The sequence below is a fragment of the Veillonella sp. CHU594 genome (genome assembly GCF_003992265.1).
GTDB lineage: Bacteria > Bacillota > Negativicutes > Veillonellales > Veillonellaceae > F0422.
Genome location: NZ_RQVB01000002.1, coordinates 189,815 through 208,905, shown reverse-complemented (window position 1 = coordinate 208,905; position 19,091 = coordinate 189,815). Strand labels below are relative to the sequence as shown.

19 protein-coding genes and 1 other annotated feature are annotated in these 19,091 nt (G+C 41.3%); all 19 genes read left to right on the top strand.

Going from position 1 to position 19,091, the window contains the following annotated elements; translation table 11 throughout:
* Nucleotides 1-36: 36 nt before the first annotated feature.
* The 19 genes from EO111_RS01410 (at nucleotide 37) to EO111_RS01320 (ending at nucleotide 18,896) form a co-directional block, all read left to right on the top strand.
* Nucleotides 37-807 carry an ABC transporter ATP-binding protein gene (locus EO111_RS01410; RefSeq protein ID WP_127010272.1) on the top strand — a complete coding sequence of 257 codons (771 nt, stop codon included), beginning with the start codon at nucleotides 37-39 and terminating at the stop codon, nucleotides 805-807.
* Complete coding sequence (locus EO111_RS01405) at nucleotides 804-1,553, top strand: ATP-binding cassette domain-containing protein (protein ID WP_127010270.1); 750 nt, start codon at nucleotides 804-806, stop codon at nucleotides 1,551-1,553. The genes EO111_RS01410 and EO111_RS01405 overlap by 4 nt, the downstream gene beginning before the upstream one ends.
* A gap of 257 nt (nucleotides 1,554-1,810) precedes the next feature.
* Nucleotides 1,811-3,277 carry an energy-coupling factor ABC transporter ATP-binding protein gene (locus tag EO111_RS01400; protein WP_127010268.1) on the top strand — a complete coding sequence of 489 codons (1,467 nt, stop codon included), beginning with the start codon at nucleotides 1,811-1,813 and terminating at the stop codon, nucleotides 3,275-3,277.
* 1 nt (nucleotide 3,278) lies between these two features.
* The gene (locus EO111_RS01395; RefSeq protein ID WP_127010266.1) at nucleotides 3,279-4,085 is read left to right on the top strand and encodes an energy-coupling factor ABC transporter ATP-binding protein; all 807 of its coding nucleotides are present in this window, start codon (nucleotides 3,279-3,281) and stop codon (nucleotides 4,083-4,085) included.
* Between the two features lie 10 nt (nucleotides 4,086-4,095).
* Nucleotides 4,096-4,767 (top strand): energy-coupling factor transporter transmembrane component T, encoded by a 672-nt coding sequence (locus EO111_RS01390; RefSeq protein WP_127010265.1) that lies wholly within the window; start codon nucleotides 4,096-4,098, stop codon nucleotides 4,765-4,767.
* Nucleotides 4,768-5,293: 526 nt separating this feature from the next.
* The gene (locus EO111_RS01385; RefSeq protein WP_127010263.1) at nucleotides 5,294-5,605 is read left to right on the top strand and encodes a PepSY domain-containing protein; all 312 of its coding nucleotides are present in this window, start codon (nucleotides 5,294-5,296) and stop codon (nucleotides 5,603-5,605) included.
* 451 nt (nucleotides 5,606-6,056) lie between these two features.
* Nucleotides 6,057-6,551: a pyridoxamine 5'-phosphate oxidase family protein gene (locus tag EO111_RS01380; protein WP_127010261.1), complete on the top strand. Its 495-nt coding sequence runs from the start codon at nucleotides 6,057-6,059 to the stop codon at nucleotides 6,549-6,551.
* A gap of 109 nt (nucleotides 6,552-6,660) precedes the next feature.
* The gene (locus EO111_RS01375; protein WP_009352896.1) at nucleotides 6,661-7,287 is read left to right on the top strand and encodes a peptidylprolyl isomerase; all 627 of its coding nucleotides are present in this window, start codon (nucleotides 6,661-6,663) and stop codon (nucleotides 7,285-7,287) included.
* A 1-nt stretch (nucleotide 7,288) separates the two neighbouring features.
* Complete coding sequence (locus EO111_RS01370) at nucleotides 7,289-7,561, top strand: GIY-YIG nuclease family protein (RefSeq protein WP_062401102.1); 273 nt, start codon at nucleotides 7,289-7,291, stop codon at nucleotides 7,559-7,561.
* A gap of 36 nt (nucleotides 7,562-7,597) precedes the next feature.
* Nucleotides 7,598-8,056, top strand: a complete 459-nt coding sequence (locus tag EO111_RS01365) for a DUF1934 domain-containing protein (RefSeq protein WP_038144345.1) — start codon at nucleotides 7,598-7,600, stop codon at nucleotides 8,054-8,056.
* A complete protein-coding gene (gene argS, locus EO111_RS01360) occupies nucleotides 8,022-9,686 on the top strand; it encodes an arginine--tRNA ligase (protein ID WP_127010259.1) in 1,665 nt (554 codons plus the stop codon). Before EO111_RS01365 ends, argS begins: the two co-directional genes overlap by 35 nt.
* A gap of 31 nt (nucleotides 9,687-9,717) precedes the next feature.
* Nucleotides 9,718-11,328, top strand: coding sequence for a CTP synthase (locus tag EO111_RS01355; RefSeq protein ID WP_127010258.1), 1,611 nt, complete (start codon nucleotides 9,718-9,720; stop codon nucleotides 11,326-11,328).
* 178 nt (nucleotides 11,329-11,506) lie between these two features.
* Nucleotides 11,507-11,707 (top strand) — a binding site (T-box leader).
* Nucleotides 11,708-12,038: 331 nt separating this feature from the next.
* The gene (locus EO111_RS01350; protein WP_127010256.1) at nucleotides 12,039-13,577 is read left to right on the top strand and encodes a 2-isopropylmalate synthase; all 1,539 of its coding nucleotides are present in this window, start codon (nucleotides 12,039-12,041) and stop codon (nucleotides 13,575-13,577) included.
* A gap of 4 nt (nucleotides 13,578-13,581) precedes the next feature.
* On the top strand, nucleotides 13,582-14,847 hold the full coding sequence (gene leuC / locus EO111_RS01345) for a 3-isopropylmalate dehydratase large subunit (RefSeq protein ID WP_127010254.1): 1,266 nt from the start codon (nucleotides 13,582-13,584) through the stop codon (nucleotides 14,845-14,847).
* Between the two features lies 1 nt (nucleotide 14,848).
* Complete coding sequence (locus tag EO111_RS01340; RefSeq protein ID WP_009352818.1) at nucleotides 14,849-15,343, top strand: 3-isopropylmalate dehydratase small subunit; 495 nt, start codon at nucleotides 14,849-14,851, stop codon at nucleotides 15,341-15,343.
* 4 nt (nucleotides 15,344-15,347) lie between these two features.
* A complete protein-coding gene (leuB, locus tag EO111_RS01335) occupies nucleotides 15,348-16,421 on the top strand; it encodes a 3-isopropylmalate dehydrogenase (protein WP_009352939.1) in 1,074 nt (357 codons plus the stop codon).
* Between the two features lie 305 nt (nucleotides 16,422-16,726).
* A complete protein-coding gene (pheA, locus tag EO111_RS01330; protein WP_127010253.1) occupies nucleotides 16,727-17,614 on the top strand; it encodes a prephenate dehydratase in 888 nt (295 codons plus the stop codon).
* A 315-nt stretch (nucleotides 17,615-17,929) separates the two neighbouring features.
* A complete protein-coding gene (locus EO111_RS01325; protein ID WP_126940949.1) occupies nucleotides 17,930-18,343 on the top strand; it encodes a PepSY domain-containing protein in 414 nt (137 codons plus the stop codon).
* Nucleotides 18,344-18,584: 241 nt separating this feature from the next.
* Nucleotides 18,585-18,896, top strand: coding sequence for a hypothetical protein (locus EO111_RS01320; protein ID WP_126940950.1), 312 nt, complete (start codon nucleotides 18,585-18,587; stop codon nucleotides 18,894-18,896).
* Nucleotides 18,897-19,091 lie beyond the last annotated feature (195 nt).

Below are 19,091 nucleotides of genomic sequence, written 5' to 3'. Positions count from 1 at the left end.
AATTTGATTCTTATGTAATGACAAAGGATAGTACCATTGACTAATACAGATTTAGTAAGCGTAGACAATTTATCCGTCTCTTACGATGGAGTAAAGGTCGTGAAAGACGTGTCTTTCACGTTAAAACGAAATGAAACATTTGCCATCATCGGTGAAAGTGGATCAGGGAAGTCCACAGTGGCGAAAGCTCTTTTAGGGTTGCTGGAACAGGCAGACCTAGAAGGAGCCATTCACTACGGAGGCGAGAATTTGCTCACCTATGGTCCAAAGGAGTGGCAACGTCTGCGAGGCGTAGAGATAGCTATGATTTACCAAAATCCGGGCAATTATCTGAATCCTTTCAAACGGGTGGGTGACCAAATGAAGGTAGTCTTAGCCTCTCATGGTAAAGCCTATGATGAAGCGGATATCGTAGCGTTGTTAGAGGCAGTTTCCTTGCCTGGTGGTCACACTGTATTGGACTCCTATCCCTTTCAATTGAGTGGCGGTATGCAGCAGCGTGTAGCTATCGTCATGAGCTTGCTCATACATCCGCAACTCCTCATTGCCGATGAACCGACCAGTGCTCTTGATGTATTGGTGCAACAGGACATTGTGAAAGTCCTACAAGAGGTACAACAGCGTTTGCAGAATACGTTGCTGTTTATTACACACAATATTCAGATAGCCCGTAGATTGGCAGATCGTGTGGGCATTATGCATGAAGGTGCATTGGTGGAAATCGGTAAGACCGAAGAGGTCTTATCAAATCCGCAACATGAATATACAAAATTACTTTTACAGTCCTTACAGGAGGTGAAAGTATGATAGTGGAAGTAAAAGGAATTAGCAAAATCTACAGCCGTCAAGGGGAAACTGTCACAGCTTTACAGGATGTTAATCTTAGTGTTGGTGCTCAGGAACGTATCGGTATTGCGGGAGGCAGTGGATCTGGTAAAAGTACTCTATTGCGACTCTTGTCCTTGCAAGAAACGCCTACTGTGGGGGAGTTAAACCTCTTTGGTCGCTCTGTGTCAGAGTGGAAGGGGCATGAAAAAGAATTATATCGTTCTTTGCAAATGATGTTTCAAAACTCCTTTCATAGTATTAGTCCTCGCATGGCATTAGGTGAATTTATGCTAGAGCCTTGCGTGAACTTTGGCATAGGCACCAAACAAGAGGCAATAGAGCGCTGTGAATGGTGGCTTTCAAAAGTGGGGTTGGAACCATCGGTATGGCATAAATACCGCCATGAATTGAGTGGCGGCCAGTTACAGCGATTGGTCTTAGCTCGCATGATGGCAGTCGGCGCTGAACTTGTGTTATTTGATGAACCGACGAGCGCCCTTGATGTGTGCAATCAAGCGCGGGTCATCGAACTGATTCAAAGCGTTTATGAAGAGCAACCGTTTACCTATGTGTTTGTGAGCCATGACCTAGGCGTTTTGCAAGCTCTCACCGATCGCATTGTCGTGATGAAAGCGGGCGCTATCGTAGAAACCTTGGCATCAAAAGACTTAGGATTGGCAACACATCCGTATACAAAACAATTATTAAAAGCTAGTCGTATATAAAGGGCTATCGACTATGAAGTGATAAAGACCGCAACAGTTTCTTAGTGGAGAAAGTGTTGCGGTTTTTTGTGTTGTATGGGTTTAACCCAATTGTATCTACATAAAAATTGCCTTACTGATAGGGTGAACCGTAAGAATCCTTACGGGGAGTGAATGTAAATATTGGGGTTAGTGATAGCATGAATCGTAAAAAAATAGTATAATTGTATTTTAGAATATACGATACAAGTGATATAGAAGAAGATAGGGAGGAACGAATGAAAGAAATCAAAGATGTGTCGAAACTGAGTTATACCCATGTGCAGGGTGGCCAGTTTCGTTGGATAACGGTAAGTACCATCATGCTAGCGTTGGGAACAATTCTGCATGCAGTATCGCCAAGTGTGGCAGGGGTGACACCGAATTGGACCATAGCGACCTATTGTGTAGCTATCAACTTAACGCGTCCAACCCTTAGACAAAGTTTGGGCATCGGCTTGGTAGCCGCCTTGATCAATGTATTTACATCGAAATCGGCATTGCCATACGGTAACTTGATCAGTGAGCCTTTAGGGGCTTTCACATGTGCTGTATTAGTGCATTACATTTCTAATCTAAAAATTGGTAAGTTAAATTTGATGCCTATATTGAGTGCTTTCATCAGTACTGTGGCATCTGGTGGCGCTTTCATTACTTGCTTGTACCTCGTGTTAGGTTTGCCTAGCAATGTGTATTGGAATGCTATGTGGCCATTGGTGTTGATGGTGGCTCTCTGTAATGCCGTAGTGGCACCATTCCTGTACATTCCGGCGCAAAAATTGTTGGCTCGCCAAACTGTGAAAGGACAACAATTAACGGACAGCAGTGATCACAGTGATTTACAGATTGTACCATCCGTGAAAGCTCCTATCGTCATCGACCATATGAGTTATCGCTATGGAAATCAAATGAAATATGCTGTGAAAGACATCAACTTAGTTGTGAACGAAGGAGATTTCCTTGTTATTACAGGACCAGCAGGTTGTGGTAAATCTACTATCTGTATGGCTATGGCAGGGGCTGTGCCTAAGTTTTACGGTGGTACTATGGAAGGCATGGTATTCATCAATGGTAAAGCGGTGACGCAATTAGAAATTCCAGACGTAGCCGATGATATCGGTATTGTCTTAGCTGACTATGATACACAATTAGTAACAATGACGGTAGCAGAAGAAGTAGCCTTTGCCCTTGAAAACCGTGGTTATACGGCGGAAGCTATCGAAGAGCGTACTGCCATCGTATTAGACCAAGTGGGATTGACAGGCTTAGAAGACCGCAATGTATATAGCTTATCTGGTGGTCAACGTCAACGATTAGCGATTGCCTCTGTACTAGCTGTCAACCCATCTATCTTAGTCTTAGATGAACCAACTAGTTCCTTGGATCCAGAAGGAACAGAAGAATTGTATCGTTTGGTAGGTTCCTTGAATCGTGACCATGGTATTACTGTAGTTGTTATCGACCACGATTTACATGCTGTATTGCCGTATGCAAACCGTATGGTATTAGTCGATGGTGGGGAGCTAAAAATCGATAGCTCTGTAGAAAATGTGTTATCTTACATGTATGATACAAATACCTATGTAGATGCATTACCATCCTTATTTGTGACCTATAAATCATTAGCAGCGAAAGGGATCGCCTTAGATACACCATGGTTGTCCTTGGAATCTGCTCAGTCTTGTCTGTTGAAAGGAGAACGCTAATATGTTACAAGTTGAAAATTTGCGCTTTTCCTATGTGCCAGGACAAGACATTATGAAAGATGTGACTTTCACTATTGGCAGTGGTGAGTTCATTACATTAGGTGGTCGTAATGGTTGTGGAAAAACTACCGTGACCCGCTTATTAGTCGGTTTAGAAATACCCGTAGAAGGCAAGATTTCTTATGATGGCCGAGATATTACACATATGCCTACCTCTGAACGAGGCCGTTTTATTGGCTATGTATTTCAACAACCAGATCGTCAAATGTTCCGCCAAACCGTGGCAGAAGAGGTGGCATTTGGGCCTGAACAGTTGGGATATGATACAGAAACCGTTCGTAGTATTGTGAAAGATGCGTTGGAACGAGTAGGTATTTCTCATTTAGCAGAATCCTATCCATTAGGCCTGCGCCGTGGAGAAAAGCAACGGGTAGCTATCGCCTCTGCCTTGGCGATGCAATCGAAATTGTTAATTCTTGATGAGCCGACGAGCGGTCAAGATGGAACGGAAACAAAGGAACTTTTGGTATTATTGCAAGAATTACAAGCCCAAGGTTTGACGATATTATTAATTACTCATGATATGGAAATTATGGCAGAATATTCTACACGAGTGATCATTATGGGATACGGCACGAAAGCCTTTGATGGGTCCCCAGAAGAATTATTTACAAACCGAGAGGATCTATTGGAACTTGGTTTGACAAAACCACCGAGTGTGGTACTCAGTGAAACGGTACCAGCATTAGGGTATTGTAAGTCTATGAAAGAGTTTGAACTGCGATATGCAGAGTATGTGAAAGGTTAGGAGGAAAGCGATGAAATTTGTACCATTAACAAAAATTTGGGCTACTATCTTCGTGTCCATCTTAGCCATTGCTATGAAAACTCCGGAGCTATTGTTAGCATTATTTGGGGTAGAATTGCTGTTAATGCTACTTGGTGGTATCTTGTTCCGTCAATGGAAACCTTTATTGGCTTTAATTGGATTTTCTGCATTCTTAGGTATCGTACAGTATTTGGGTAGCTGGTCTGTGGATTCTGCTATTGTGACGGCTTTGCGTATGTTGACGATGACTACTATTTTTATGATGCTCATCGTGACAACAAAAACACAAGATTTAACAGTGGCTCTTGTGCAACAATGTCGCATCCCCTATGCTTATGCATTTATGTTTACAGCGGCTTTACGATTTGTACCAGACTTTTTACGTGAAAGTAAAGCGGTACAAGAAGCACAGGCTTGCCGTGGTATGTCTTTAGAAGGCAATTGGCTGACAAAGATAAAATCTTATATGACTGTCATTCAACCATTGATGCTGAAATCATTAAGTCGATCTGAGACAATGGCGTTGTCTTTAGAGCTTCGAGGCTTTGGAAATCAGCAACATACATTTATGCGAAAAGTGAGCTTGCAAGGCATTGATTATGTGGCAGTTCTTGTTATGTTGGGCATCACATATGCTGTGATACATTACATCGTACTATAAGGGTCACTGGTGATGCTATATAGCCTGTGGGGTGTCACTAGTTCCGCTATGTAGCCTGTGGCGTTCTTAACTAAATATGATAAAGGGAAGAGCGCGATGCTCTCCTGTTGATGATTGTCACGTTCAAACAATACTATATAAAGCAAATAAAGAGCACGGCACATTCCTTCAGAAACGGTATTTCATAATGTTTCTTCAGGAACATGCCGTGCTCTTTTAGGATAGGTGTAATTATGATATAAATGAACGTGACATTACCTTAGTTTATTTGAGGCACACCGTGCTCTTCTTGTATTTGTTTTATTTAGGCAGTAAAGGAATGCCACAAGGCTACTACGGCTAACTGCGTTCCCTAGGGAAAAAGAGGGCTGTTTATTTTGTTATAGTTTATAACTATGCAAATTTAGCATAGAGAGATCTATGGTTATATTTGACGTCCTATTTGTATCTAAGATATACTAATACTATAGGATATAGAGATATATCGATATAAAAGATAAGTTTCGTGTATTGAGGAGAAAATATTATGAATAAAGTAATGAAACAAGTAGCGTTAGCAGCTGTGGTAGGTGCAGGTTTATTTGTGTCTGCAGTGCCAGCACAAGCGGCTTTCAGTAAATATACACCAGTACAAGCGCAAGCAGCAATCAGTTATGATCGTGCGGTAGAAATTTTTAAAGCGCAATATCCAGATTATCAAATTAAAGATGTTGATTTTGATGTGGACTATGGCCGCCCTCATTATGAAATTGAAGGCTTCCGTGGATACGAAGAAGTAGATGTAAAAATTGATGCAGCTACAGGTGAGATTTATCGCGTGAAATATGATCGTGATTAAGTCGTCTCTTGTTTTGCTATGCAGCCTGTGGCGTTCTTAATAAGATAAAGGGAAGAGCACGGTATACCCCCTCTCAAATGGTATTTCATAATGTTTGTTCGGGGGCACACCGTGCTCTTCTTGCGTTTGTGTGATTTAGATAGTAAAGGAGCGCCACAAGGCTGCTACTCGTAACGGCGTTCCTCAGGAGAGGGGAAGAGCACGGCACATTCCTTCAGAAACGGTATTTCATAATGTTTCTTCAGGAACATGCCGTGCTCTTCTTACGTTTGTGCGATTTAGGTAATGAAAGAACACCACAAGGCTGCTACTCGTAATGGCGTTCCTCAAGGGGAGTGGCATCTTTTTAATAATAACTTTCAAAATTATTCTGTAAGTACTTGAAATGGACATGGCTGTTAGTGCTATAATAGAATGAGGTAAGTTCGTGCAGGGGTTGAAAGGAGAATTGATGGATTATAAAGTAGCAGCTTCTTTTTGGACAGAGAAGGATAAAACTGCAAGAAAGATGGACCCACGTGAATTGCATGTTGAGATTGTTGATTTTTTGAAAGCCCATCATACGTGTGCTTTGTCCACGCATAGTGAAACGGGTGTTCGTTGCACTCCATTATCGTATACTGTGCATGGTGGATACATTGATATTTTCTCTGAAGGTGGTGAGAAATTCTTTCACTTAGAAGAAGATAAAAATGTATCTCTTACTGTGTTCGATCCTTATGAGGGTCCAGGTACGGCGAAGAGTGTTCAGATTCAAGGTGTAGCAACAGTGCTAGGCCCTGATGATGAAGAGTATGCTAAGGTACTAACAGAAATTGGTATGGAAAAATTATTAGACCGTGATGATGCATTATATTTGATTCGTGTGAAATCGAATGAGATTGTTTACTTGAATGGTTCTTTGCGAGCACGTGGCTATTATATTCGCCAAGTCTTGGCGAGATAGGGTAGATTCTTTTTGCACATCTGCGTCAAGTATGATATAATAAACAAAGACCGCCGTTAGAGGTTTCATCTAACGGCGGTCTTTATTTTAGAAATGGAGACAACAATTAATGAATATACAACGTATCTTACTGAGTGCGCTATTAGGAGCAACGTTAGTAGTGACGGCTGCTTGTGGTACTGACGCAGCTCAGCAAGCAAAATCTGAAGTAGGGAAAGAAGTGAAAGTAGAAACAAAAATGCCTAGCTTTGATGCGACGCCAATTGCTGATGAATATGCTACGATTCATACGAATAAAGGCGATATCAAAGTGCGTCTATATGGTAGTAAGGCACCTATTACTGTGAAAAACTTTAAAAGTTTAATTGAGCAAGGATATTACAATAATCTAACCTTTCACCGTGTTATCGATGGATTCATGATCCAAGGTGGAGATAATAAAAAAGGCGGTCCTGGGTATACAATTCCTGATGAAGTAAGCAATGATTTGCACTTTAACAAAATGGGGATTTTGGCGATGGCTAATGCAGGCCCTAATACAGGGAATGCTCAGTTCTTTATTACAGTGGCACCAACGCCTTGGTTAGATAATAAGCATACCATCTTCGGAGTGGTTGTGCAGGGTATGGATGTAGTAGAAGCGATCAGTCGTGTGCCGAGAGATAAACGGGATACTCCAAAAGAACCAGTGGTGATTCAGTCTGTTGATTTAGCACCAATCCCAGCTGGTGAGTAAGATGGAAGAAAAATTTTACACCTATATGGTACGCTGTGCAGATGGCTCTCTCTATACGGGATGGACTACGGATTTAGAAAAACGTATACGAGCCCATAATGGTGAAATTAAGGGGGGCGCCAAGTATACACGAAGTCGAAGACCAGTCACTTTGGTATGGAGCACAGCTTTCAGTAGAAAGCAAGACGCTCAATCCATGGAACAGCAAGTAAAGCGCATGGAACGGTCCCAAAAAGATGCCCTCATTGCGGCAAATTGTGATATAATGAAATGATACAGATAGTGCGTGAATACGAGAGGAGGAATGCTAATGAAACGAGTCATTGTGTCCGTGAAAAGTACGCAACGTGATGCGGATGGAGAAGATACGGTGGTGGAATTAGTATCCTCTGGTAAGTATTATGAAACAGCCTTGGCGAAACACATCATTTATGATGAAAGTGAAGTCACTGGTTTGGGGAATACAAAAACAACCATTAAAGCCTATAAGGATTCGGTGGTACTCCTAAGAACTGGTGAATTTTCTATGCGCCATGAGTATCAACTGGGGAAGACTAACATTGCAAGTTTGGAAACGCCATATGGGGCGGTAGAACTAGCTATGTTAACCCATGAATTAGACATAGATTTGAAAGATGGCAAGGGCCATATTTGTTTAGGATATGATATCTCTGTTGGTGGTGAATGGCAATTTTACAACCAGCTATATGTAGAGATTCGGGAGGATGTACATTATGGACATGAAAGAAGTTTTGAAAGCAGCCATTAAGGATGCTTTGCAGATAGCTCTAGAACAAGGAGAATTACCAGAAGGTGCCTATCCAGAAGCACATTTGGAAGTGCCACCGCAGAAAGAATTTGGCGATTTTTCTACGAATATTGCTATGCAATCTGCACGGATAGCGAAATCGAATCCAAGAGCTATTGCGGAAACGATCATTTCCCATATGAATTATGATTGGTTAACGCGCGCAGAAGTAGCAGGTGCGGGATTTATTAATTTCTTCCTAGCCTCTGATGTGATTTACGATACTTTAAAAAATATATTAACAACAGGGGACACATATGGTAATGCACCACTTCGTGAAGAAGATACAGTGCAAATCGAGTATGTTAGTGCAAACCCAACTGGTTTGTTACATGTAGGCCATGGTCGTGGTGCTGCCTATGGTAGTGCGTTGGTAAATTTAATGCGTGCAGCTGGATATAATGTGTTTGCTGAATATTACATTAATGATGCAGGTAAGCAAATCGATAACTTAGCGGCCTCTGTGAATGCTCGTTATTTAGAACTATTAGATATGAAACATGAGTTCCCTGAGTCTGGCTATCGTGGTCAAGATGTCATCGATACAGCGCAGGAATTGATTAACTGGAGAGGCGATTTCTTTGCAGTGCTTCCAGAAGAAGAGCGTGTTCCATTCTTTAAAGAATTTGCTTTAACAGAAAAATTAAATGGATTACGCAAAACATTACGTAATTTCCGCGTAGGGTTTGATCGTTGGTTTAGCGAACGTAGTTTGCATAAAAGCGGTGAGATTCGCACATTGGTGAATCAGTTATTAGAGTCTGGCGGAATGTATGAAAAAGATGGGGCTTATTGGTTGGCATCTATGCAATATGGAGATGACAAAGACCGTGTAGTTATCCGTGACAATGGAGAGCCAACATACTTAGCCGCAGATATTGCGTACCACAAAGATAAATACGAACGTGGTTACAAACAATTAATTAACATTTGGGGTGCTGACCATCATGGTTATATTGCTCGTGTAAAAGCAGCTATGGAAGCGCTTGGATTCAATCCAGATAAATTAGAAGTTCTGTTATTACAAATGGTATTCTTATACCGTGATGGGGAACTTGTAAAAATGTCCAAACGTACTGGTGAAACCATAACTTTGGATGAATTGATTGAAGACGTAGGAGTGGATGCAGCAAGATACTTCTTCTTGATGCGCTCCTTAGATAGTCAATTGGACTTCGACATCAATTTGGCATCCTCTAAATCTAACGACAATCCAGTGTACTACATCCAGTATGCACATGCTCGTATTCATAGTATTTTTGGACAAGTAAAAGAAGCGGGTATTGCCTATGGCGACTGGGCAAATACATCTTTCACAGCATTGCAAAGTGAACAAGAAGTGGAATTGATTAAAAAATTAGCGGCTTATCCAGAAGAAATTCAACTATCTGCTAATAATAAAGCACCACATCGTATCGCTAAATACTTGTACGATGTAGCAAGTCTATTCCATTCCTTCTATAAACAAGGTCGTATCATGGGCGTTGAACCAGAATTGCAACAAGCTCGATTAGGCTTGATTACGGCAACAGCACATGTATTACAACATGGTCTTGGTATCTTAGGTATTTCTGCTCCTGAAAAAATGTAATCAGAAGCGCATAATTTATTAGGGAGGCATCATGTCAACAAAGTATATTTTCGTAACAGGTGGCGTCGTATCATCATTAGGTAAAGGCATTACTGCAGCATCCTTGGGACGTTTGTTGAAAAACCGTGGATATAAGGTGACAATTCAAAAATTTGATCCATATATTAATATTGACCCAGGTACAATGAGTCCCTATCAACATGGTGAAGTGTTCGTCACTGACGACGGTGCAGAAACTGACCTAGATTTAGGCCACTATGAACGTTTCATCGACATTAACTTAGGTAAAACATCCAATATTACAGCTGGTAAAGTGTATTGGTCTGTGATCAATAAAGAACGTAAAGGTGAATATCTTGGCTCTACTGTGCAAGTTATCCCTCACATTACGAATGAAATCAAAAATGCTGTGTTCCGTGTAGGTAAAGAAGACAATGCTGATGTGGTAATTACAGAAATCGGCGGTACTGTAGGTGATATTGAAAGCTTACCGTTCTTGGAAGCTATCCGCCAAGTGAAAAAAGAAGTGAACCGTGATGATGTGTTATATATCCACGTAACATTGGTACCATATATTAGTGCAGCTGGTGAGTTGAAAACAAAACCAACACAACATAGCGTAAAAGAACTTCGTGGCATCGGTATTCAACCAGATATCATTGTATGCCGTACGGAAAAAGAAATTTCCCGTGAAATGAAAGATAAATTGGCATTATTCTGTGACGTGGATCCAGATGCTATCGTGGAAAACCGCACTTGTAGCACGATCTATGAAGTGCCTTTGATGATGCAAGATGAAGGATTAGACAGCATTGCTGTACGCAAATTGAACCTAGAAGATCGTCCTGCAGATATGACAGAATGGAAAGAAATGGTTCATAAAATCTTACATCCTAAACAAGAAATTACCATCGCTCTTGTTGGTAAATACGTAGCATTACATGATGCGTACATTTCTGTAGCAGAAGCGTTGGGTCATGCAGGTATCGTAGAAGATACAAAAGTGAACATTAAATGGGTTGATTCTGAAGCGGTAGAAGCTGAAGGTACTGATTTAGTCGAAGTATATAAAGATGTAGATGGTATCTTAGTACCAGGCGGTTTTGGTTGCCGTGGTGTAGAAGGTAAAATTTCTACGATCCAATATGCTCGTGAGCACAAAGTGCCGTTCCTTGGCATTTGCTTGGGCATGCAAACATCTGTGATGGAATTTGCTCGTTCCGTTTTAGATATGAAAGGCGCTACTTCCACAGAATTTGATGAAAGTTGCCAGTTCCCTGTGATCGACTTAATGGACGACCAAGTAGATGTAGATGAAAAAGGCGGTACAATGCGTCTTGGCGTATACCCATGTAAAACAGTACCTGGTACAAAAGTGCATGAAGCATACGGCGAAGACTTGATTTACGAACGTCATCGTCATCGTTGGGAATTCAACAATGCCTATCGTCAACAATTGACAGATGCAGGCTTGATTATCTCTGGTACATCCCCTGATAATCGTCTAGTAGAATGTGTTGAAGTAGCTGATCATCCTTGGTTCGTAGGCGTACAATTCCACCCAGAATTGAAATCTCGTCCAAACAATGCACATCCGTTGTTCAAAGGATTCGTGAAAGCGGCCATCGAAAATAAAAAATAAGACATAGTGAGTATGTAACATAGAAAGGACTGTAACGAGAATACAATAGATTCTGGGTGCAGTCCTTTTGTACTATATAACAGAATTTATTCGTATTGTGTACACACTTAAATAAAAAACACATTAGTCTATTGACAAGCGACTAGAAATGCTATAGAATAGTTTTCAGTTACATAAAGCAAATGCGATGAACAGGTATAAAGATATAGTTAGTTGCTTTCAGAGAGCTACTGGTTGGTGCGAAGTAGTAGAACGGTTATATTGAAACTCCCCTGTGAGCAGCGATGGTGAAATCAAGTAGTCATCGACGGTAGTTCCGTTATAACTGTGAGAACCAACTAGGGTGGGACCGTGTTATTGAAATGATAATGCCCCTTGATGTGCACTGCACATTGAGGGGCTTTTTTGTATCATAGGTTGATTAGTGTTTCTTACATTTTACGATGAGATCTGTATAAGGTATACAGTACAAGTAGACTCTATTAGAATGTTCTGATAGTTGTAAGCATAGCTTACTAGCAGTAGAATATGCGGTTGGTTGTGAACAAACCGCTACACAAGATAGAGAAAAATCTGCGATGTAGTACTACTAGAAATATAGTATGTAAAATGTAAAAACCTTTATGAAACCAATACGCTACATATAACGCCCCTAGGGATGCATAGTCATCTCTGGGGGCGATTTTTTATTTTTAGAAAGAGGAATCATCATGGACAACAGAATTTATTTTTTTGATACTACACTACGCGATGGGGAGCAAACACCAGGTGTGTCCCTTCAAACACCAGAAAAAGTAGAAATTGCACAATCTCTTGTACGCCTTGGATTAGATGTCATCGAAGCGGGGTTCCCAGCAGCATCGGAAGGTGACTTTGAAGCAGTATCTACGATTGCGAGAGAGGTACGTGGATGTACGATCGCAGCCCTTGCTCGATCCAACGAAAATGACGTGACAAAAGCAGCAGAGGCGCTAGCTAGTGCAGAGCGGAGTCGTCTTCATGTGTTTATTGCTACTAGCGATATTCACCTAGAATACAAATTAAAGAAAACTCGTGAAGAAGTACTAGCGATAGTGAAACATATCCTTGGGTTTGCGAAAGGTAAATTTGATGAAATCGAGTTTTCCGCAGAAGATGCATCTCGTACAGATTTAGATTATTTATGCCGTGTCTTTGAAGTGGCTATCGAAGGTGGAGCTTCTATCTTGAATGTGCCAGATACAGTAGGGTATATGACTCCAGAAGAGTTTGGCAATCGTATTCGCTACATTAAAGAGCATACGAAAGGTATCGAAAAAGCAATCATCAGTGTACATTGTCACAATGACTTAGGTCTTGCGAATGCCAATACGTTGGCAGCTATTGAAGCTGGGGCTCGTCAAGTAGAATGTACTATGAATGGCTTAGGAGAACGAGCTGGTAATGTGGCTATCGAAGAAGTAGTAATGGCCATTAAAACACGTCATGACCACTATCCATTTGATGTACACATCAACACACCACTATTTACTCGTACTAGCAAATTGGTGAGCAAACTTTGCGGAGTTGCCGTATCTCCTAATAAAGCTATCGTCGGAGCGAATGCCTTCGCTCATGAGTCTGGTATTCATCAACATGGTATGTTGAATAATCCAACTACCTATGAAATCATGACACCAGCTAGTGTAGGAGCGGAAAAAACGTCTATCGTATTAGGCAAACATTCTGGTCGTCATGCCTTTGAAGATCATCTAGTGAATTTAGGCTTTCAGTTAGAAGAAGAACGAGTGAATGAGCTATTTGTGCAGTTTAAAGCCTTAGCAGATAAGAAAAAACAAGTTTACGATGAAGATATCTACGCTTTGGTGATGGATACTATGCATCACGAACAAGCATTTCACGTGGTACAACACGATTACCGTTCCGATCAAAATGGATACGTTCTTGCTAGCATTCGTGTATTAACACCGAGTGGGGAACGCATGGATGCCGCTGTTGGTGATGGTCCAGTAGATGCTTCTTTCAGAGCTATCGAACGGTTAGTGAACACACCGTTTGTATTGGAAGATTTCCAAATCCGTTCCGTAACAGTGGGTAAGGATGCCCTTGGTGAGGCGGTTGTGAAAGTTAACTACAATGGCCGCAGATTCCAAGGCCGTGGGGTGAGCACAGATATCGTAAAATCTAGTGTAAACGCCTATATCAACGCAGTGAATGCCATTTATTTAGCAAAAGAATTAGAACAAGAGTTTGGAAACCAGGAGGGTTAATGTCATGGGTATGACCATAACAGAAAAAAATATGGCTCGTCACGCAGGGCTAGCAGAAGTAAAAGCAGGTCAAATGATCGAGTGTCAATTAGATTTCATCTTAATGAACGATATTACATTTCCGCCAGCGAAAAAAGAGTTTGAAAAAATCGGTAAACCTGTATTCGATGCAAACCGCATCTATTTAGTACCAGACCATTTCACACCGAATAAAGATATTAAATCTGCTACACAAGCCAAAGTAATGCGCGATTTCGTGCGACAACATAAGATTACGCACTATTTTGAAGTAGGGCGTATGGGTATCGAGCACGTATTATTACCAGAACAAGGTTTGATTGGACCAGGGGAAATGATCATCGGCGCCGACTCTCACACTTGTACGTACGGTGCATTAAATGCGTTTGCTACCGGCGTTGGTTCTACAGATGCTGGGGTTGCTATGGCAGAAGGTAAAACTTGGTTCAAAGTGCCAGAAACGATCAAAGTCGTGTTAGAAGGGAAACCTGCCAAATGGATTTCCGGTAAAGATATTGTGTTGGATTTAATCGGTAAAATCGGTGTGGATGGAGCTCGTTATAAAGCTCTTGAGTTCCATGGTTCTGGTGTGCAGTACATGACGATGGCAGACCGTTTGACCATCTGTAACATGGCCATCGAAGCAGGCGGTAAATGTGGTGTATTCCCATACGATGCAGTGACAGAGGAGTATATCCAAGGTCGCATCACACGCCCTATCGAACCGATTGCAGCAGACGAAGATGCAGAATATTGCCAAGTAGTAACCATCCAATTGGACGAATTAACACCAGTGGTAGCGTACCCACATCTTCCTTCCAATACACATTACATGAAAGACATTGTGAAAGAAGACCGCATTCAAATCGACCAAGTCATCATCGGTTCTTGTACGAATGGACGCTTTGAAGATTTAGAAATGTGCGCAGAAATTTTTAAAGGTCGCAAGGTAGCGGATTTCGTGCGTTGCATTGTCATCCCAGGGTCCCAAGATGTATATAACCAAGCTGTAAAAGCAGGATTAATGGATATCTTCATCGAAGCAGGCTGTGCTGTAAGTACGCCAACGTGTGGTCCTTGCTTAGGTGGTTATATGGGTATCATGGCAGAGGGAGAACGTACCGTGTCTACCACAAACCGTAACTTCCGTGGTCGTATGGGACACGTAGACAGTGAAGTATATTTGGCAAGTCCTTATGTGGCGGCAGCAAGTGCAGTAGCAGGGTATTTAGCAAGCCCTGAGGAGGTATAATATGGCAGACTTTCAAGGAACAATTTGGCGCTACGGCGACAATGTAGATACAGATGTAATCATCCCAGCACGCTATTTGGCAATCGCGGATATGGCGGAATTAGCAGAACATGCTATGGAAGACATTGATACGACTTTTGCACCGAATGTGAAAGCTGGTGAAATTATGGTGGCTGGTAAAAACTTTGGTTGTGGTTCCTCTCGTGAACATGCGCCAGCAGTGATTAAAGAAAAAGGTATTTCTTGCATCGTAGCAGATAGCTTTGCTCGTATCTTTTTCCGCAATGCTATCAACATCGGTTTACCAGTAATCGAAATTGGTGATGCAGTAGACCGCATTCAAGAAGGTCACGAAATCGCTGTGGAAATGGCCACAGGTGTTGTCCATAATGTGACAACTGGTGAAAGCTATCAAGGAACGGCACTACCACAATTTGTGCAAAATATTGCCAAAGCAGGTGGACTGGTGAATTTTGCAAAAACAAGACAGGAGTAATATGATGAGTGAAAAACAAATTGTCCTAATTGCTGGTGACGGCATTGGGGAAGAGATAACAAATTCGGCACGCGCTGTGGTGGATGCAGCCTTTGCCAAAGCTGGTGTAACAGCAAACTGGATTGAGAAAAAAGCAGGTGGTGCGGCCATCGATGCCTTCGGTGAACCATTGCCACAAGATACCATCGATGCATGCCAAGCAGCAGATGCTGTATTATTAGGCGCTGTAGGCGGCCCTAAATGGGATGACGTAGATCCGTCCATCCGTCCAGAAAAAGCCATCCTTGGTTTACGCAAAGCATTGGGCTTGTTCTGTAACTTGCGCCCAGTGAAAATCTATCCAGCATTGCGTGAATTTTCTCCGTTGAAACCAGAATTGGTAGAAAGCGTTGACTTTGTCATCGTTCGTGAATTAACAGGCGGCATCTACTTTGGGGAACGGGAAGAAGCACAAGGAGAAGGCCCAACAGAGTTTGCTTGGGACAAAGAGACCTATGCTCGTTATGAAGTAGAACGCATCATGGATGTAGCTGTGGAAACAGCTCGTAAACGATCTGGCAAAGTGGTGAGCGTAGATAAAGCTAATGTATTGGCGTCTTCTCGTTTATGGAGAAAAATTGCGAAAGAAAAAGCAGAAGCGAATCCAGATATCAACATGGATTACTACTATGTAGATAACACAGCTATGCAATTGGTAACAAACCCAGGTCAATTTGATGTGTTAGTGACAACGAACTTATTTGGAGATATCTTGAGCGATGAAGGGGCTGTTATCTCTGGATCTCTTGGTTTATTGCCATCTGCTTCCATTGGTACAGGTACTTCCTTGTATGAACCAATCCATGGATCGGCACCGGATATTGCAGGACAAGGCATTGCCAATCCATTAGGTACGATTTTGTCTGCTGCTATGATGTGTCGTTACTCCTTGGACTTGCCAGAAGTAGCAGATTCCATCGAACAAGCAGTGACAGCCGTTCTTGATGCGGGCTATCGTACAGGGGATATGTACCGTGAAGGATTTACAAAAGTAAATACTCAAGGTATGACTGATGCTGTCATAGCGCACTTAGGATAAGATGTAAGAGTATATAAGGTATAAAAAATCGCGGTACACTCCTCCACAAACTGATACTATCATTAGGTTTGCTTCGGAGTATGCCGCTCTTTTTTCATATGTTGTTGTCTAGATACCACTAACATCGCCTAGGGGCGCTATGAGGGGATTAGAGAAAAGTAGCTATGTATAATTTTAGGGAAAAGAGGAAGGTCTGTACAGACCTATCTCACAAGAAATATATATACTGGTTAAGGGTTCATGTACTTTTGTGTATAATAGAGTACATATGTCAATGTTAGGAACGGAATATAGGAGGAGTTACTATGCCAGATGAACGAGTTACGGATCTACAGTTGGCACACTCTGTGCTAGGCTATACAGGCGTACCTGGGGCCTATGCCTATGAAGTGTTACAGAATGTACTTTCAAAATATATAGAAAAGGGCGGATCCGTGGAAGGACAACGGATTGAGCGCTGTCAAAGTCATCGTGAGCTCGTACAGGCTGTTCACGAAGGGCGCATCGATTATGCTATATTGCCTATTGAAAACTCCATTGTCGGAGAAGTGCGAGATAGTACGGATTTAATCAAAGATAAGAATATCCACATCGTAGGAGAAGTGCGACATCGTATTAGCCATAGTTTGCTGGGGATACCGGGAGCCAGCCTTGACACGATTCAAGAAGTGTACTCCCACGAGCAAGCACTCATGCAATGTTCGCAATTTTTGGCAACTCATAGTTCATGGCAATTAGCACCTATGAACAATACAGCCATGAGCGCAAAATACGTAAACGAAACACAGGATATCACGAAAGCATGCATTGCTAATGCATCTGCTAAAGAACTATATGGACTCACATTATTGGCATCAGACATTGCGAACTTCAAGGAAAACTTTACACGATTCTTCATTATTACCCACAAGGATGTAGTGATTCATGATGCCCATAAGTTAAGTATCATTGTACAAACATCGAATACGCCAGGGGCACTGGTGAAAGTATTACGAGTCTTTGAAAATCATCAGCTGAACATGGTGAATATCAAGTCACGACCATGTATGCACACGCCGTGGGAGTACTTTTTCTACATTGATATAGAAGGGGAAGGCCGTGAAGAAGTAGTACAACAAGCTTTAACAGAAGTGCGAGAACTATCTAATTACTTGCAAGTGTTAGGACATTATAAAATCTATGATGTACTGTGAGGGTTCAATCAGAACTCTGATATCATAGAATGCTAATATAGAGACATAATGTTTTGCGATTTCTAGATGTTGTAATGATGGATAGTATAAGAGGAGTAATTTAAAAGTTTGATGAAGTTTGGATTTACCCCCCCTTGCCCACAGAAATAGAGGTATGATACTATATTACTATAAACCATATAGAAATATGTAGATATACTATGTAGATGTATTATGCAGACATATTATACTAATGTACTATGCAAATCTAGTATAGGCGGTCGCCAATTTCTATGTGAGTATTAAGAATGTGAAATTTGAGTAAGGAGACATAGTATGAAACGAAGCATTATTTCTTTTTTAGTAGGCGTAATCGTGACAGGTTGTGCAATGGGGTGGTTTTGGTATCACGATCGTGAACAGTATACACGTGCCATTCCAGCTGTAAAAGGATCAGCCCAAGTAGCGCCAGTGGTGAATGGGACACCAGCAGGAACGACAAATAATGCTGTACAACAAACTGGAGCTGTAGTGCCACAAGCAACGCAGCAACAAGTACAAATTACGCAAGAAAAAGCGATGGAAATCTTCAAAACAGCATACCCTGACTATCGAATTGAAAAAGTTAAGTTCGATACAGATCATGGTCGTGCTCATTATGAAATTGATGGGGAAACCTTAACACGGGAAGTAGAAATTAAAATCGACGCTGTTACTGGGGAGATCTTCCAAGTTAAAGAAGGGCATTAATAGTTTTTATTTTAAATACGATAGTCTCACTTTATATGCAAGCATATAACTTTACATAGTGATGAATTATAATATGGAACTATATCATAATTGCAACACATCTATTATAATAAAGAATGATTATGGTTTGTAAATTCCCTTGTAGTATCATTAGGCGTATGTTACTATATAAGTATATCGAAGGATATAGATATAGATTAAGTGATGGAATAAGATATATAAGTTATACAAGGAGAATACAATGAAACGATTTATTATGGCAATAGTAGTGGCAATTATCAGTACATCTAGCGTGATGGGTGCCGTTTGGTCCCAAGACCGCGTACAACATACAGAATCAACATCGACTATGAAAGTATCTGCACAAGCGGCACAAAGTGATACAGTAGTACCGAAACGTACAGGCAATACAGAGTTCAAACAAACAACGACTGTAGTACCTGTACAAGTGAACCAACCGGTGTACCGTGCACAAGATAACACTGTGGTACCGAAACGAGTGGGCAATACATTGCAAGCGACTACTGTTGTGCCAGTACAAATTGCAGAATAATACCTAGTGATGGATTCCTATGATATAGAACATATTGGATACCACTATAGAATACCTAACCTAAGTTTTGGGTTAGGTATTTTTTTGCTTCTATGGATATAGTTTTAATAGCTAAGTAGTATTATGTATAGGATACTTGGTACCTGTATTAGTAGTCATCATAGTATGGGTAATGAATACGAGGTATCATAAACT